This window comes from Actinomycetota bacterium (assembly GCA_030776725.1).
GTDB lineage: Bacteria > Actinomycetota > Nitriliruptoria > Nitriliruptorales > JAHWKO01 > JAHWKW01.
Window position 1 is genome coordinate 1 of the sequence record JALYHG010000073.1, and the last position, 15,643, is coordinate 15,643.

Consider the following 15,643-nt stretch of genomic DNA (forward strand, 5'->3'; position numbering starts at 1 on the left):
GAACGTGCCGGTCTGACCATCCCGTGGCCGATCCGGACGCTGATGTTCGACACGCCGGTCGAGCTGCACCACGGCGACGGGGGCCCGGGCGGGTCGCAGCGGACGCGGCCACCTACAGGCCCGTAAGGCCGTGCGCGCTCGACGTGCGAACCGCGCCGGCGTGGCCACGGGTTAGCCTCCTCGCGGTCGCGACACAGGGAGCGCCGTGCCGGTCGAAACCACCAAGATCGACGGTCTGGTGGTTGTGCGCTGGGAGACGTTCGAAGACGAACGTGGCTTCTTCCGCCAGACCTACCAGATCCGCGAACTCGAGGGCCCGTTGGGGCGCAAGCCGGTCCTGGTGCAGGGCAACCACTCGCGGAGCGCGCCCGCGGTGCTGCGCGGCTTCCACGCCGAGCCGTGGGACAAGCTCGTGTACGTGGCGCGGGGCGCCGCCATGGCCGCAGTCGCCGACATCCGGCCGGACAGCGCCACGTTCGGAGAGGTCGCGACGTTCCACCTCGGTGACCCGCCGCAGGGCCAGCGCATCCGACTGTTCATCAGCGAGGGGTTGGCGAACTCGTTCTGCGCGTACGGCACGTCGCCGGTCGACTACATCTACGACGTCACCGATTACTGGCGCGACGACCTGGACAAGCGTTCGGTGGCGTGGGACGACCCCGATCTGGGGGTGGACTGGCCGGTGGACGACCCGATCGTGTCCGACGCCGACCGCACCAACCCGACCCTGCGTCGGTTGTTCCCCGACCATCCGCGCTTCACCAGGTGAACCGAGCTCACCGATGCTCGACGCTCGCCCCGGCGCCGGCCGGCTGTTCGTGATCGGAAGATCGCCGCTTGAGCCACGTGATCGCCGCGGCCGCAACCACGATGGCCTTCAGCGGTCCTGGTAGCCACTTCCACGCCCGCCACAACAGCGGCGCGGTGGCGATGATCTCTCTCAGGTTCACCTTCGCTACTCCCATCGATCCCGACCGTCGTTCGTCCTGCACGTCCCACGGCGAGCCGCCGCGTGTCGTCAGCCGTTAGAGCCGCACGAGCAGGACTGCGGTGGCGGCGGCCAACACGGCACCCGCGACGACGAGCAGGGCGATCACCGACGGTCGGGTGGCTTTGACCCGTTCCGGCGGCGGGGGCGACGGCGGCAGCGGCTCCTGCAGCCGCGTGCTCAAGCGGCCGTCGGCGGGTGATGCGATGGCCGCGGGCGCCGAGGGACGGGGGTGGCGGCCGGCAGCAGCCTCACGTGTGGGCGCCTGGCCAGTGCCATCCTCGCGCGCGGCAGCCGTGTCTGTGGGCGCATCGCCGGGGCTGGCCTCGGCTGGCGGCGCCTCTACTGGCGGCGCCTCCTCTCGTGACGGCGCCTCCTCGACGGCGCCCCGGTCGGGACGTCGTGGGCGCTCCCGCTGCGCCAGGGCCACCGTCGTGGTGCGTGCGGCCAGAGCCGCCTGATGCTGCGGGACGTCAGCGGTCTCTTCCTCGACGGGCTGCCATCGCCGTCGGCGCAGCACCTCGTTGACCAGTGCCACCCCGAAGGCCACGAGGAGAGACAGCATCAGCGCCCGGATCAAGCCGGGTCGGCCAGTGCTGTCCTGGCGTTGCTTCACCGCTCCTCGCCTGCCGAGGACTTCTCCAAGTAGCGCTCCTTGATGTCGTCGACCACGCTCTCGTCGGCCAGGGTCGTGGTGTCGCCGAGGTCCTCGTCCTCGGCGATGTCCTTCAGCAGCCGCCGCATGATCTTCCCCGACCGCGTCTTGGGCAGGTCCTGGGTGAGCAGGATCGTGCGTGGGCGGGCGATCTTCCCGATCTGGTCGGCGACGTGCTCGCGCAGATCGTCCACCAGCTGTTCGTCGCCGTCGTAACCGGAACGCAAGCTCACGAACGCAACGATCGCCTGGCCGGTCTCCGGGTCGTCACGGCCGATCACCGCCGCCTCGGCCACAGCGTCGTGGCTGACCAGCGCCGACTCGACCTCCGCAGTGGAGATGCGGTGGCCCGACACGTTCATCACGTCGTCCACGCGTCCGAGCACCCAGATGTAGCCGTCCTCGTCGATCTTGGCGCCGTCACCGGCGAAGTAGCGCCCCTCGAAGCGGTCCCAGTAGGTCTGCTTGTAGCGCTCGGGGTCGCCCCAGATGCCGCGCACCATCCCTGGCCACGGTTGGGTGAGCGTCAGGTAGCCCCCACCGGGCGCCTCCACCGGCTGACCGTCCTCGTCGACGATCTCGGCGGTGATCCCCGGGATGGGGAACGTGGCCGAGCCGGGTTTGAGGGTGGTGACGCCCGGCAGTGGGCTGATCATGATCCCACCGGTCTCGGTCTGCCACCAGGTGTCCACGACCGGGCAGCGTTCGCCGCCGATCGTCTTCCAGTACCACACCCACGCTTCCGGGTTGATCGGTTCCCCGACCGTCCCCAGGACCCGCAGCGAGGACAGATCGTGACGTTGTGGGTGCTCGTCGCCCCACTTCATGAACGCACGGATCGCGGTCGGGGCGGTGTAGAAGATCGTGACGCCGTACCGCTCCACCAGTTCCCACAGCCGGTCGGCCTCGGGATGGTTGGGGGCGCCCTCGTACATCACCGACGTGCAGCCGTTGGCCAACGGCCCGTACACGATGTAGCTGTGCCCGGTCACCCAACCGATGTCGGCGGTGCACCAGTACACGTCGCGGTCGCGATCCAGGTCGAACACGTAGCGGTGGGTGTAGGCACAGTGCGTGAGGTACCCACCGGTCGTGTGCATGATCCCTTTCGGCTTCCCGGTGGTGCCGCTGGTGTACAGCAGGTACAGCAGGTCCTCGCTGTCGACCTGCTCCGGCGGGCAGTCGGCCTCGGCGTCGGCCACCAGCTCGTGGTACCAGTGGTCGCGGCCCTCGCGCATCTGCACGTCGTGCTCGGTGCGGCGCACCACCACGACGTTCTCGATGCTGGGCGCGTCCTGGAGCGCCTCGTCCGCGGCTGCCTTGAGATCCACCACCTCGCCGCGGCGCCACCCACCGTCGGCCGTGATCAGCGCCTTGGCTTCCGCGTCCTGGATCCGCTCGCGCAGTGACTGTGCGGAGAAGCCGCCGAAGACCACCGAGTGCGGCGCGCCGATCCGCGCACACGCCAGCAGCGCCGCCGGCAGTTCGGGGATCATCGGCATGTAGATCGCGACCCGGTCGCCCTTGGCGACCCCCAACGACTTCAGGACGTTCGCGAGCCGTCGCACCTCGTCGAGCAACTCGGAGTAGGTGATGGTTCGGCGATCGCCCGGCTCGCCCTCCCAGTGGAACGCGACCTTGTCACCCCGGCCCGCCTCGACATGGCGGTCCAGGCAGTTGTAGGACGCGTTCAGCTTCCCGCCGACGAACCACTCGGCGTACGGCAGGTCCCACTCGACGACGCTGTCCCACTCCTGGAACCAGTCCAGTTGGCGGGCTTGCTGGGCCCAGAAGCCCAGCCTGTCCGACCCGGCCTCGCGGTACAGCCGGTCGTCGGAGACGAGCGCGTCACGCCGGAAGTCCTCCGGCGGCGGGAAGGTGCGCTCCTCGCGCAGCAGGTCCTCGATCGTCTGTGACATACCTCTTCCTTCCCGTCCCTCACGACCATAGTGACGGCTGCGTCGGTGGTGACGGCCGTGCGAACGGTCGGTCACTGCGGAACGGTTCGCTAGGGCCGCCGTCGACCTCGACGGTGCGCATCACGAGATCCCCGCGTGCGGCATCATGGGGCCACCCGCCGCAGTAGGAGTTCACGTGTCACAGCCGGATCAGGCCAAGTCTCCACCCGAGGACCAGGAAGACGTCGCGCGGGGATCGCGCGGCACGGGTGGCGACGCGCCCGCCGCCGGCTCGATCGAGGAGCGTGAGCAGGTCGCGGAGCCAGAAGCGTCCGAGGACGGTGACCAGGGCCAGGACGACGAGGGGTAGCTGAGCGGCAGACGGCCCCGGCCGCTCAGCCGCGAGCGCCTCCGGTGATGTTCCAGCTGGCCAGCCGCAACGCGGGGCAGTGCACCATGCCGGGGCCGAACTCGCCGTCGGCGAAGCGGGTGTCTGCGGTGGCGGCCAGCAGCCGGTCCGGTCCCACACCTGCCACGAACGACTGGGTGAACCGCAGGTTGCTGACCGGCCGGGTCACCTCCCCCCGCTCGATCAGGAACGTCCCGTTGCGGGTCAACCCGGTCACGACCTGCGTGCGGGGATCCAGCACCCGGCAGTAGTTGAACTCCGTCACCAGCAGTCCGCGGTCGACCTGCGCCACCAGCGCGTCGACGTCGCGCGCATCCCCGGCGCCGACGAACAGGTTGGTGGGCACCGGGCCGTACACCTCGCCACCGGCGATCGCGTGACCGGTCGTCTGGGTGCCGGCTCGTCGGGCCGTTCGCCGGTCGTGAGCGAGGTTGCGGGTGACGCCGTCGGTGACCAGCTGCAGCTGGCGCTTGGGTGACCCCTCAGCGTCGAACCCCAGCCCCAACGCCCGCTCGTCGAGCGCGGCGTCCCACAGCTGCAACCTCTCGTCGAACTGCTGCGCGCCGAGCTCGACGAACGACTGACCCTCCAGGTGGGCCTTGGCGTTGAAGCCGTAGAAGGCCAGGAACTGGGCGATCGTCGCGACGCACTCGTGCGACAGCACGACCTCGTACCGCCCCGGCTCGAGTTCGCCTGCATCGGCGCTGTCGACCGCCAACCGGGCCGCGCGCCGGCCGGTGGCACCACCGTCGAGCGCCTCCAGTCGGCGCGATGTCTGGTGGCCCTTCCCGGCCGACGTGGTCGTCTGGTGGATGCCGTCGATGGTCGCTCGGGTCCACCACCCGGTCGCGTGGTGGCCGGCGGAGTTGGCGAACACCGTCCGGCTCCCGGCGCTGTCGACGTACCCGGCAGCGCGGGTCGCCTCGCCGGCCGCGACGAACTTCTCGACGTGTGCCGCACGGGCGGCGGGGTCGGGTTCCTGCGTGGCCGGGTCGGCGTGGTCGACGTCCGCGACGTCGGTCGGCGGGGTGACCCCCGGCCATTCGGGGTCGACGGGTCGGACGGCGGCGGCGCCCTCCACACGTTGCACGAGTTCGTAGAGGCCAGCGTCGTCGGTCCGGCTGGTCGTCGCCGCGGCGACGCGCCCATCGAAAGCGGCTTGCAGCGCCACCGTGACCGTGTGCTCGCCGACGTGCTGGTGGATGCCGGAGTTCGCGAAGCGGGTCAGTCCCCACCTGCTGGCCGTGGCGGTCACCTGCGCTTCGATCCCGGTTCCGGCGCCCAAGCCCGCCAGCACCTGCTCGCACAGCCGCTCGAGTCGGACGACCTCGGCAGCGGCCGCTGCCGGTCCGGCTCCGCCCGTCTCACTCATCCTCTCACCCCGACACGGACGTTGCGGAAGCGGGCTGGTGTGGCCGGGTGGCCGGTGTGAGCGACCTGCATCGGTTGACCCTTCCCGCAGTTGGGCGTGCCCCACGCCACCCGCTCGTCGGGTCCGGCCAGCATGTCCAGCGTCGACCAGAACACCGGCGTGATCCCGGTGTAGGTCGGGTTGCGCAGCATCCGGCCGCGCCGTCCGTTCTTGACCTCCCAGGCGATCTCGCAGCCGAACTGGAAGTTGAGGCGTTTGTCGTCGATCGACCACGACCGGTTGGTGGACATGTAGACCCCGTCGCGGGTCTCGCTGATGATCTCGTCCAGGGAGGAGTCCCCGGCCACGATCCCCACGTTGGTCATGCGCACCATCGGCAGGCGGTTGTAGCCGTCTGCGCGGACCATCCCACCGGGGGGCAGACCCGCGATGTGGGCCGAGTCGCGTCCGGACAGGACCCCCACCCACGTGCCGTTGCGCACGATGTCGACCCGTTGGGCGGGCGTGCCCTCGTCGTCGTAACCGAACGTGCCCAGCGCCCCGGGCAGGGTGGCGTCCGCGGTGATGTTCATCAGCTCCGAGCCGTACCGCAGCGACCCGAGCCCGGTCAGGTCCAGGAACGACGTCCCGGCGAAAGCGGCCTCCCAACCCAGCATCCGGTCGAGCTCGATCGCGTGCCCGACCGACTCGTGGATCTGGAGGGCGAGCTGGCTGGACTCGAGGACGAGGTCGGTCTCCGCGGTGGGGCACTCATCGGCGGACAGCAGCGCCACCGCCTCCTGGGCGATGCGCGGGGCGTGGGTAGGCAGATCGAAGTCGCGGATGATCTCGTACCCGCCGGTCGCGTACTGGCCGAACGCCTGGGGGTACGAGCGGCGCTGGGTCTCGTTGTCGCCGACCGCAGTGGCGTCCATCCCCCCGCCGCACTCGACGAGGTGCTGTGAGATGCGGTGGCCCTGGCTGGAGACGAACCACTTCTGCGTCGACCACGACCGCTGTGTCGCGCGCGCCACCGCGATCCCGTCGACCTCACGCATGGTGGTCGTCACACCGACCAGTAGGTCGGCCTTCTCGGAGATCGCGACGGCGAACGGGTCCTCATCGTGAGGGGTTTCGTAGCTGTCCTGCACCACCGGCACGTCCGTCAGCGACACGTCCGGGAAGGGCACCATCGCCGAGGCGCGCGCGATCGTTGCGGCCTGCTGGCCGGCGCTGCGTGCGGCCGCCTCGGTCAGGTCGTTGGTCGCGAAGAAACCCCACGCCCCCCCGATCAACGCCCGCACCCCCACCCCGGCGTGTTCGTCGGTGCGCAAGGACTCGATCAGCCCGTCGCGTGCGGCGAGCGCCTCTTCGCGGCTGAGCAGCGCGCGAGCGTCGGCGTAGGTCGCGCCGGCGTCCAAGGCGCCCTGCACGGCCGCCTCGGCGTAGTCGAACAACGTGGCCCCCTGGTCTGGTCGCGGAGCACCCTACCGGGGTGCCTCGTCGCACCTGTTTGCGACCGGTGACCGTCTGTTGAGCGCGGCGGTTGGGCGTCGCGTCGGGCACCATGCCCCTATGTCACGCATCGACCTCGACGCGGTCGCCCAGGAGTGGGAGGACGCGGACGAACCGCGCCGAACGCGGCCGCCGTCTCCACGCCCGCGTCGCACCGAGCATCCGGTCGGGCGTGTCATCGGGTTGCACAAGGGCTGGGTGGACGTGATCGTCGGCGGCGAGGAGATATCCGCCGTGTACGGCGGGGCGATGCGCGGGGAACACATCGTCGTGGGTGACCGCGTCCGGGTCCGGCTCATACGGCACGACACCGACACAGCGCGTGTGGTGGACCGCCTCCAGCGCGGCAGCGTGCTGATGCGCACCGCCGACGACACACTGGCGGAGGAGCGGCTGCTCGCGGCGAACGTCGATCTGGCGATCGTGGTGATCGTCGCGGACGAGGGCGAGATCGGCGCGCGGTTCGCCGACCGCATCCTGGTCGCGGCCGAGGCAGGCGGCCTGGACGGTGCCATCTGCGTCAACAAGATCGACGTCAACGACGACGTCGGCTGGATCCGAGACCGCTACGACCCGCTGGGCTACTCGGTGGTGGCGACCAGCGCCCACACCGGGGAGGGCCTGGAGGAGCTCCGTACGCTGCTGGCCGACCGCTGGTCGGTCCTGGCAGGCCACTCCGGCGTCGGGAAGACCTCGCTGTCGAACCTGCTGGTCCCCGGCAGTCAGCGTCAGGTCGGGGAGGTCGGGCGCTTCGGTGGACGACACGTGACGGTCAGTCCTCGGGCGCTACGCGTTCCCGGAGTCGACAACGCCTGGCTGGTGGACACACCCGGCGTCCGATCGTTCGGGATCGCGCATCTGGCCCCCGACGACCTGGCGTTCGCCTTCCCGGAGCTGCGTGGCTTGCCGTGCGACCTGCCCGGGTGCCTCCACGACGGCGAGCCAGGATGCGCGGTGCCGGAGCTGCTGACGAAGAAGGTGTCTCCCGCACGCTACGGGAGCTACCAGCGGTTCCTCGCCGCGCTCCGTGGCGACCACGGCGGGTGGTAGCCGGGAACCACCCCGTGGACGCTGGTGACGTGCTGGGTACCGTCCCGACGCTGACGCGGCGACGTGGCTGCGGAGCTAGGTCGGCTCCGGCTGGTTGCCGGGCTTCCACTTGATCGAGCAGCCCATGCTCGGACGCTGGTCGGCTGGAGGGGACTCGCCCGCCAGGAGCGCGTCGAGCGCGCTGCGTAACTCCTCACCGGTGACGGGGACGTCGTTGCCCGGTCGTGCGCCGTCCATCGCCCCGCGGTAGGCGAGCGTCCGGTCGGGCCCGAAGACGAAGAAGTCGGGGGTGCAAGCCGCCCGGTAGGCGCGGGCCACGTCCTGGGACTCGTCGATGAGGTAGGGGAACGCGAACCCGGCGCGCCGAGCCTGCTGTGCCAACCCGGCGGGAGCGTCGTCGGGGTACGCCTCGGCGTCGTTGCTGCAGATGCCCACGAAAGCCACGCCACGGTCGGCGTAGTCACGCGCCAGCGCGGCCAGCCCGTCTTCGACGTGCCTCACGTACGGACAGTGGTTGCACAGGAAGGCGACCACCAGGACGGCAGCGTCGTCGAAGTCGTCGATCGACACGGTCGTCCCGTCAACCGCTGGCAGCGTGAACGCCGGCGCGGGGGTGCCGAGTGGGAGCATCGTGGAAGTGACTGGCACGGCTGGATCCTCGGGTGGACGTCGGGCAGCTGGTCATCGTCGCCGGCACGTGGCGGGCGGGCCGGGCGGCATCCTGGTGCGGAAGCACCGCGCGGAAGACGCTCCCGCCGTCCAGCGTTACACACCGTGCTGTCCGACCGCGACCAGGAACCCCACATGCCTGCCGTGACCGTTGCCGACCTGCTCACGCTCCCGCGGGTCAACGCCCCCGACGTTGCCACGGCGACCGACCGGCCGGTGCGGTCGGTGACGACCGCACCACGCGGCTTCGAGGGCGAAGGGTTCCCGGTCCGGCGGGCGTTCGCCGGGGTGGACCTCGCCGATCTCGACCCCTTCATCCATCTCGACCAGATGGGAGAGGTCGAGTACGCGCCCGGCGAGCCCAAGGGGACCCCGTGGCATCCCCACCGCGGGTTCGAGACCGTGACCTACATGATCGACGGGATCATCCAGCACCAGGACTCCAACGGCGGCGGGGGGCTGATCACCGATGGTGACACCCAGTGGATGACCGCCGGGGCCGGGATCCTGCACATCGAGGCGCCCCCGGAGGACGTCGTGGTCCGAGGCGGGCTGTTCCACGGCTTCCAGTTGTGGGTCAACCTCCCGGCGGCCCAGAAGTGGAGCCCGCCCCGTTACCAGGATCTGCGAGGCGGTGACGTGACGCTCCTGACGTCGCCGGACGGCGGCGCGCTGCTGCGCCTGATCGCCGGTGACCTCGCCGGTCAGCAGGGCCCTGGTTCGACGCGGACCCCGATCACGATGATCCACGCCACCCTCGAGCCCGACGCCCGAGTGCGGCTGCCGTGGCGGGCCCACTTCAACGCTCTCGCGTACGTCCTGGCCGGGAGCGGAACGGTCGGCGTGGAGCAGCGGCCGATCAGCGCCGGACAACTGGCCGTCTTCGGTCGGGGAGACGTGGTCACGATCACCGCGACACGGTCGCAGGAGAGCCGGGCGCCGAAGTTGGACGTCCTCGTCCTCGGCGGGCGCCCCATCCGCGAGCCGGTCGCCTGGTACGGGCCGTTCGTGATGAACACGCGTGCTGAGCTGCAGCAGGCGTTCGACGACTTCCAGGCGGGCAAGCTCGGCCGGATTCCGGCGCACCATTCCGGAGGCAACGTCGGCGACCTGGACGCCTAGCCAGCAGGCCGCGTGGTCTCCGCGACTTGCGCCTTCACCGACGGAGACGACATAGGCGTCCGTTGAATTAGTCGAGGTCCGGCAATCCATCCACTCTTCACTGCTCGGGCATTCCGGGTGTACTACGCAGCGCACTTGGGCGGTCACCGATCGTAAGGAGGGGCCGCCCGCCTCCCGCTCCACATCCGGCTGCAACCGTCATGGACGCCCGAACTCCAACTCAAAGGGGGCATGGAATGACGAAACGTCGTCCGAAGCTGCTGAGGCACTTCCTGGCGCTCACGGTGCTGTCGTCGCTTGTGCTGGCCTTGACGCCAGCCCTGGTGGGCACATCGTTCGGAAGCAACCCGAACCAGTGCCGCCAGCAGGCCAACGGCAACAAGAAGAGCTCGATCGTTCAGGTGACCTGCCTGTTCACCGCCGAGACGGGGGACATCAAGGTCACGATCGAGGGCAACCGCGTGCTGAGCGACAACGAGATCAACTCGATCATCACGGTCGTCGAAGGCGACCTCGAAGTCCTGAACGTCTGCAAGTCGACACGTGAGTCCGACATCGACGACTGCCTGGACATCATCGTCAAGGACGTCGTCACCGTCAGCGGGACGTTCGTCAACTTCGAGCTCCACAGCGTCTGCGCGAGCCTCAACGCCAAGGGCAGGAGCAGCTGCAAGAGCTAACCGCCGCTCCCACGGTGGTGAAGGCCCTCCCTCTCGGGGGGCCTTCACCTTCCTCAGAGATGATCCACACCCGACTACGCTGGCCATCGGGTCCACCCAGGGACCGCGGCTGTCGATCGTGGAGGGGCGTCGTCACCGTGACCGGTGCCGGACGCAGCGGATGAACGACCACGCGGCGCGACCCTTCGCGCTCGGCAGTGCAGGGACGCAGCCGGCGCGGCATCGAGCGGAGCGTGGACCGACGCAAGCGCCGCGGTGGGGTCCCGACCGGCCACTGGCCGAGCGGATCACGCGCAGGGGCGTCTTCACCGGCATCGACCCGGCGGTCGCCCGTCCGCTGCCGAGGTTCGGGAAGTGGGCCGGGTTCGCGTTCTGGGCGGCGCTGACCGGCGGGTCGCTGTACCGCGCGTGGCGGGCGTCGCGCGCCGAGTGACGCCGTCACGGTGGTCGCCGTCTCGCCGTGTCCGGTATCCTGCCCTCGTTCGCGGCACCGCCACGTCCCGGCGGGGTAGCCAAGTGGTAAGGCAAGCGCCTGCAAAGCGCTCACACGCGGGTTCGATTCCCGCCCCCGCCTCTCGTGACGTCTCGAAGTCACTCGACCCAGCCGGTCAGCGACCGCTGCGCATCCGCTCCACGAGGCGCAGCAGCCGGTCGTGCATCTCGTCGGCTGGACCATGGCCCCGGCCACCGTGGCCCGCCAGGACCCACTCGAAGCGGTGATCGCGCGCGAGACGATCCAGCGACTCGGCCTGCTCCGTCCACGAGTACCAGGTGAACGCCCTGTGGGCCGCCAGGTCCTGGCGGCGTCGGTGCCAGAACAGCGAGTCGCCGGAGAACAGGAACCGTTCCTCCAGCAGGTACACGACGCTGCCACGGGTGTGCCCGGGCACCGGTACCGCGATCAGGCCGGGTTGGATCTCGGTGGGGTCGACACCGCGCAGGAGGTCGGTCGCGAACGGTGCGGCGTGACGCTCGGCCTCGTGGATCCACACCCGCGCGGCGAAGTGCTCGGCGAACCGGTCGGCGTCGGCCACGTCATCCTGGTGGGTCAGCAGGATGTGGTCGATCCCGCCGAGTTGCTGTAAGCCCTCCACGATCGCGCGGGCGAACCGCGGGGAGTCGACCAGGACGTTCCCGGCGCCGCGGCGAGCGAAGAAGGCGTTCGCCCCGAACGACTTCGCCGATGCGTACCCGCAGTAGTACACGTCGTCGACGATGAGTTGTGGGAACAGGCCTGACGGGACCGGCCGGGGAGGATCCACACCGATCGAGCGGGTCGGGCACGCGACGGCGGCACGCCACGCCGCCTGGACCTCTTCGTCGTCCTGCGGTTGACGGACCACGACGGTCTGCCCGTCCGCCCGGCCGAACAGTCCGGGCGCGATCTGGCGGGACACGTCACAGTCGATGCAGCGCCGGTCGACGTACCAGGAACCGGCGACGTTCCCCGGATGGCGGTCCTGGATGCGCGCCACTCTGGTCCTGTTCCGTCAGTTGCGCTGGTCGATCGGCACCCAGTCGTTGCGGCGGTCGCCGACGTACTCCGACGAGGGGCGGATCAGGCGGTTGTCGGACTGCTGCTCGATGACGTGTGCCGTCCACCCGGCCGACCGCGACGCCGCGAAGATCGGGGTGAACAGATCCCGGGGGATCCCCATCGCCGTGTACAGCGGCGCGGAGAAGAAATCGACGTTGACGTACAGGCCCTTGCGATCGAAGACGACCTCCTGCACCTTCAGGGCCTTCGCCACGGTGTCGGCCAGGCCGGTGTTCTCTGCGATGCGCTGGGCCCAGTCGCGCAGGTGTGGGGCGCGGGGATCCTCGGTCTTGTAGACGCGGTGACCGAACCCCATGATGCGTTCCTTGCGGGCCAGCTTGGCGTCGATGTGCGGCGCCACGGCCCCGACCGAATCGATCTGGTCCAGCATGCGGGCGACCTGTTCGTTGGCGCCGCCGTGCAGGGGACCCCGCAGCGCCCCGATCGCCGCGGTCACCGCCGAGTAGATGTCGGACAGGGTCGAGGCGCTGAGCCGCGCGGCGAACGTCGACGCGTTGAGCGTGTGCTCGGCGTGGATGACGAGGGCCACGTCCATAGCCCGCTCGATCTCGTCGTCCGGTTCCTTCCCCGTGATGCCCACCATGAAGTTGTGCGCCGCCGACCGATCAGGATCGGGGTCGAGCGGCTCCAGGCCGTTGCGGAGCCGTTCGAACGCGCCGATGACGGTGGGGATGCGGGCCACGATCGCGTAGGCCTCGTCCCTGACCTGCCCGATGTCGACCCGTTCGAACGTCGGCAGGCCCGTCCCGAGGAGGGACACGCCGCTGCGGAGCGCTTCCATCGGGGTCGTTTCGGCCGGCAACGCACGCAAGCTGTCCACGACGCGCTGTGGGAGCGTCGCCAGCTTGGCGAGTCGCGCCCGCGTCTCCTCCAGTTGTGTGCGCGTGGGCAGGGTGCCCTCGAGCAGGAGGTGGACGACCTCCTCGAACGTGGCGTGGCGGGCCAGATCGTCGATGGCGTACCCGCGGTAGACGAGCATCCCCCGCTGGCCGTCGATCCACGACAACGTGGTCTGGGCAGCGATGACACCTTCGAGTCCACTGGCAGGCACGAAAAAACCTTCCGTCACGAGCGGCGGGGAGGACCCGCGGGGAGAACCGTTCCCGATCCTAGCCCTGGGGGCGAACGCCGTGGCGCTCCCCGAGGTCGCGTTCAGGCTTCTGTGGCCGCCGCCGGCGCGGCGCTCAACACCGTGACGTAGACGAGGTTGGCGAGCACATCGTCCACCCGAACCGGGCCGCTGCCGTCGTCGACCACGACCGCGTCGCCCTCGGTTGCTTCGATCGACACGACTGCGCCCGGTCGCAGGTCACGGCCGGCGAGGAAACGCATCGCACCGATGTCGGCCTGCAGGTGCTCGGACATGCGGTCGATACGGACGGCTCCGGCGCCGTCCTTGGCCGCCTGCCTCAGCGACGGCAGACCATGCGCTGGGTGGTCCCCACGTTCCCGATCGGGGATGGTGTTGCCGTGCGGATCGCGCTCCGGCCGTTCCAGCAGCTCGACCAGTTTGTGTTCCACGTCATCGGAGATGACGTGCTCCCAGCGGCACGCCTCGACGTGCACGCGTTCCCACTCGAGGCCGATCACATCCACCAGCAGCCGCTCGGCGAGCCGGTGTTTGCGCATGACGCTCACCGCCAGGGCACGGCCGTCCTCGGTCAGCTCGAGGGTGCGGTCGGCGTTCAGACGCAGCAGGCCGTCGTGCTGCAGACGGGTGACCGTCTCGCTCACCGATGGGGCCGATAGGCCCAGCCGTTCCGTGAGACGCGCCCGGATCGCCGGGATGCCTTCCTCCTCGAGCTCCCACACGGTGCGCACGTACATCTCGGTGGTGTCGATGAGGTCGCTGCCCACGACGGGCTCCTTCCGCCCAGTCCAGCAGGCTACCGGAGGCCCTGGTCGCCCGACGGCTCAGCCGGATCGGCCGCGGTCGCCGTCGTCGTCGGTCCCGACCCGCTCGCCGACGTCCGCCTCGGCCACACCACCGGTCAGGCCGGCGTCGGCCTGCGTCTCCGGATCGGCGTCGCGGCGTGGGCCCGGCTCGGAGGCTTCTTCGTCGAGACGTTCGTCGTCGGCACGTTCCCCGTCGGGGCGGTCGCGGTCAGGGTCGTCTTGGTGTCCCTGACGGTCTTGGTCAGCAGCCACCGGTCACCGCGCTCCAGCCAGCGCCCGACGCTTGCGCTCGGCGCGGAGCAGCGCCCGACGCTCGTCCTCGGTGAGCCCGCCCCAGATGCCGTCCGCCTCGCCGTTGCTGAGCGCGAACCGCAGACACGGCGTGCGGACAGGGCAGCGGGCGCACACCTGCTTGGCCGCAGCGACCTGGGACCCCGCGGTCCCGCTCGTGCCGGCGGGGAAGAACAGCTCGGGATCCTCGTGACGACACGCAGCCCGGTCGAGCCACGCGGTGGTCAGCGTTCCGTACGCACCGACGAAGGTGTGCAACAGCTCGCTCATCGACGCCTGATCCAGCCGCGCGGTTCCGGGCGTTCGTCCGCAAGCGTGGACGAACACGCAGCGTTCACGGCAGTGACCGAACGTCCATGGGTGGCCGCTCTCGCGTCTGGTCGCACCGTGGCTTCAGCGTCGGCCGCCGCGCGCGACTCGCGCGGATGCCGTCGCGGGGCGGGCCGCCACTGCGCTCGACCCCCTGGGCGGGCTCTGGTACCTTCTCGTTCCCCTGGGGGCGCTAGCTCAGTTGGCTAGAGCGCTTGCTCGACACGCAAGAGGTCGGGGGTTCGACTCCCTCGCGCCCCACCACTCTCCGTCTGCCCAGTCACGCGCGTACGCGTAGGCGATAACGATCACCCGGTCCCTGACGACGTCAGCCGCCGAAGCCCTGATGGACCTCGTCGAGGCTGAGCTGTGTCGCGATGGGCTGAGTCGGGGGCGGCACGGCCGCGTCCAGATCCTCCCCGGTCAGCGTCGTCCACCACCAGCGCATGCCGCGCGGGGGAGTGCGGACCCTGAGGCTCTCGAACGCCACGTCGGTCCGTCCCAGGAACGTCAGCTCCGCGATGACCCGCCGGACCGTCGTCCGCACCACCTCGTCGCGGGGGTACTCGACACGCAGCAGTGCCACGACGTCACCGCGGGTGTCGGCTTCGCGGAACAGCTGGGCGCTGGAGTGGCCTCCGGTCGCCAGCCGTCGACGGGCCTCGCGCCACAGCAGCCGCTGCCGCGCGAACCAGTCCCAGGCGTAGGCGGGTGGCCGCCGGTCGGGATCCACGCTCAAGAGGATACGAGCACCGACCGCACCGCGGTCGACGTTCCCCGTGACCTGTCCACGACCGCTGAAGCGGTTACATGTTCTCGATCAGGGCGTCGCCGAACTCGCTGGTGCGGAGCTCGGTGGCGCCCTGCATCATCCGGGCGAAGTCGTAGGTCACCCTCTTGGCCGAGATGGTGTTCTCCATCGCCCGGACGATGGCGTCCGCTGCCTCCTCCCACCCCAGGTAGCGGAACATCATCTCCCCGGACAGGATCAACGACGAGGGGTTGACCTTGTCCTGCCCGGCGTACTTCGGGGCGGTCCCGTGCGTGGCCTCGAAGACGGCGTGGCCGGTGTTGTAGTTGACGTTCCCGCCTGGCGCGATGCCGATCCCGCCGACCTGAGCGGCGAGGGCATCGGAGATGTAGTCGCCGTTCAGGTTCATGGTCGCGATGACGTCGTACTGGTCCGCGCGCGTGAGGATCTGCTGCAGGAACGCGTCGGCGATGACGTCCTTGATCACGATCTTCCCGGCTT

19 protein-coding genes and 2 tRNA genes are annotated in these 15,643 nt (G+C 70.0%); 8 read left to right on the forward strand and 13 right to left on the reverse strand.

Features of this window, described 5'->3' with window-relative positions:
- Positions 1-205 precede the first annotated feature (205 nt).
- The gene (locus tag M3N57_03220; GenBank protein ID MDP9021710.1) at positions 206-769 is read left to right on the forward strand and encodes a dTDP-4-dehydrorhamnose 3,5-epimerase family protein; all 564 of its coding nucleotides are present in this window, start codon (positions 206-208) and stop codon (positions 767-769) included.
- A 7-nt stretch (positions 770-776) separates the two neighbouring features.
- Here M3N57_03220 and M3N57_03225 read toward each other — a convergent pair whose 3' ends face one another.
- The 3 genes from M3N57_03225 to acs all read right to left on the reverse strand — a co-directional run bounded on the left by M3N57_03225 (position 777) and on the right by acs (position 3,562).
- Complete coding sequence (locus M3N57_03225) at positions 777-950, reverse strand: hypothetical protein (GenBank protein ID MDP9021711.1); 174 nt, start codon at positions 948-950, stop codon at positions 777-779.
- A gap of 75 nt (positions 951-1,025) precedes the next feature.
- The gene (locus tag M3N57_03230) at positions 1,026-1,604 is read right to left on the reverse strand and encodes a hypothetical protein (protein MDP9021712.1); all 579 of its coding nucleotides are present in this window, start codon (positions 1,602-1,604) and stop codon (positions 1,026-1,028) included.
- Complete coding sequence (acs, locus tag M3N57_03235) at positions 1,601-3,562, reverse strand: acetate--CoA ligase (GenBank protein ID MDP9021713.1); 1,962 nt, start codon at positions 3,560-3,562, stop codon at positions 1,601-1,603. Before acs ends, M3N57_03230 begins: the two co-directional genes overlap by 4 nt.
- 175 nt (positions 3,563-3,737) lie before the next feature.
- Here acs and M3N57_03240 point away from each other — a divergent pair, with 175 nt between their 5' ends.
- A complete protein-coding gene (locus M3N57_03240; protein MDP9021714.1) occupies positions 3,738-3,911 on the forward strand; it encodes a hypothetical protein in 174 nt (57 codons plus the stop codon).
- 25 nt (positions 3,912-3,936) lie between these two features.
- Here M3N57_03240 and M3N57_03245 read toward each other — a convergent pair whose 3' ends face one another.
- On the reverse strand, positions 3,937-5,322 hold the full coding sequence (locus M3N57_03245) for a TldD/PmbA family protein (GenBank protein ID MDP9021715.1): 1,386 nt from the start codon (positions 5,320-5,322) through the stop codon (positions 3,937-3,939).
- Positions 5,319-6,758, reverse strand: a complete 1,440-nt coding sequence (locus M3N57_03250; protein ID MDP9021716.1) for a TldD/PmbA family protein — start codon at positions 6,756-6,758, stop codon at positions 5,319-5,321. Before M3N57_03250 ends, M3N57_03245 begins: the two co-directional genes overlap by 4 nt.
- Before the next feature lie 118 nt (positions 6,759-6,876).
- Here M3N57_03250 and rsgA point away from each other — a divergent pair, with 118 nt between their 5' ends.
- Positions 6,877-7,866 (forward strand): ribosome small subunit-dependent GTPase A, encoded by a 990-nt coding sequence (rsgA, locus tag M3N57_03255; protein MDP9021717.1) that lies wholly within the window; start codon positions 6,877-6,879, stop codon positions 7,864-7,866.
- A gap of 75 nt (positions 7,867-7,941) precedes the next feature.
- Here rsgA and M3N57_03260 read toward each other — a convergent pair whose 3' ends face one another.
- On the reverse strand, positions 7,942-8,514 hold the full coding sequence (locus M3N57_03260; protein ID MDP9021718.1) for a thioredoxin family protein: 573 nt from the start codon (positions 8,512-8,514) through the stop codon (positions 7,942-7,944).
- A gap of 156 nt (positions 8,515-8,670) precedes the next feature.
- Between M3N57_03260 and M3N57_03265 the strand changes: the two genes are divergently transcribed.
- The 4 genes from M3N57_03265 (at position 8,671) to M3N57_03280 (ending at position 10,911) form a co-directional block, all read left to right on the forward strand.
- Entirely contained in the window at positions 8,671-9,657 is a 987-nt protein-coding gene (locus M3N57_03265) for a pirin family protein (GenBank protein ID MDP9021719.1), read from the forward strand.
- 236 nt (positions 9,658-9,893) lie between these two features.
- The gene (locus M3N57_03270) at positions 9,894-10,337 is read left to right on the forward strand and encodes a hypothetical protein (GenBank protein ID MDP9021720.1); all 444 of its coding nucleotides are present in this window, start codon (positions 9,894-9,896) and stop codon (positions 10,335-10,337) included.
- 160 nt (positions 10,338-10,497) lie between these two features.
- On the forward strand, positions 10,498-10,770 hold the full coding sequence (locus tag M3N57_03275) for a hypothetical protein (protein ID MDP9021721.1): 273 nt from the start codon (positions 10,498-10,500) through the stop codon (positions 10,768-10,770).
- 69 nt (positions 10,771-10,839) lie between these two features.
- Positions 10,840-10,911: transfer RNA gene (locus M3N57_03280), tRNA-Cys, on the forward strand.
- 34 nt (positions 10,912-10,945) lie between these two features.
- Here M3N57_03280 and M3N57_03285 read toward each other — a convergent pair.
- The 5 genes from M3N57_03285 to M3N57_03305 all read right to left on the reverse strand — a co-directional run bounded on the left by M3N57_03285 (position 10,946) and on the right by M3N57_03305 (position 14,352).
- Positions 10,946-11,812 carry an MBL fold metallo-hydrolase gene (locus tag M3N57_03285; protein ID MDP9021722.1) on the reverse strand — a complete coding sequence of 289 codons (867 nt, stop codon included), beginning with the start codon at positions 11,810-11,812 and terminating at the stop codon, positions 10,946-10,948.
- A 15-nt stretch (positions 11,813-11,827) separates the two neighbouring features.
- Positions 11,828-12,946 (reverse strand): citrate synthase, encoded by a 1,119-nt coding sequence (locus M3N57_03290; protein ID MDP9021723.1) that lies wholly within the window; start codon positions 12,944-12,946, stop codon positions 11,828-11,830.
- A 101-nt stretch (positions 12,947-13,047) separates the two neighbouring features.
- A complete protein-coding gene (locus M3N57_03295; protein ID MDP9021724.1) occupies positions 13,048-13,752 on the reverse strand; it encodes a metal-dependent transcriptional regulator in 705 nt (234 codons plus the stop codon).
- A gap of 57 nt (positions 13,753-13,809) precedes the next feature.
- Positions 13,810-14,043 carry a hypothetical protein gene (locus tag M3N57_03300; GenBank protein ID MDP9021725.1) on the reverse strand — a complete coding sequence of 78 codons (234 nt, stop codon included), beginning with the start codon at positions 14,041-14,043 and terminating at the stop codon, positions 13,810-13,812.
- 3 nt (positions 14,044-14,046) lie between these two features.
- Entirely contained in the window at positions 14,047-14,352 is a 306-nt protein-coding gene (locus M3N57_03305) for a WhiB family transcriptional regulator (protein ID MDP9021726.1), read from the reverse strand.
- Positions 14,353-14,578: 226 nt separating this feature from the next.
- Between M3N57_03305 and M3N57_03310 the strand changes: the two genes are divergently transcribed.
- Positions 14,579-14,655, forward strand: a tRNA-Val gene (locus M3N57_03310).
- A 64-nt stretch (positions 14,656-14,719) separates the two neighbouring features.
- Here the strand turns inward: M3N57_03310 and M3N57_03315 are convergent.
- Together M3N57_03315 and M3N57_03320 are read right to left on the reverse strand one after the other, a co-directional pair.
- Positions 14,720-15,124 carry a hypothetical protein gene (locus M3N57_03315; protein ID MDP9021727.1) on the reverse strand — a complete coding sequence of 135 codons (405 nt, stop codon included), beginning with the start codon at positions 15,122-15,124 and terminating at the stop codon, positions 14,720-14,722.
- A 73-nt stretch (positions 15,125-15,197) separates the two neighbouring features.
- A partial coding sequence (locus tag M3N57_03320) for an isocitrate/isopropylmalate family dehydrogenase (GenBank protein MDP9021728.1) occupies positions 15,198-15,643 on the reverse strand: 446 nt, incomplete at its 5' end.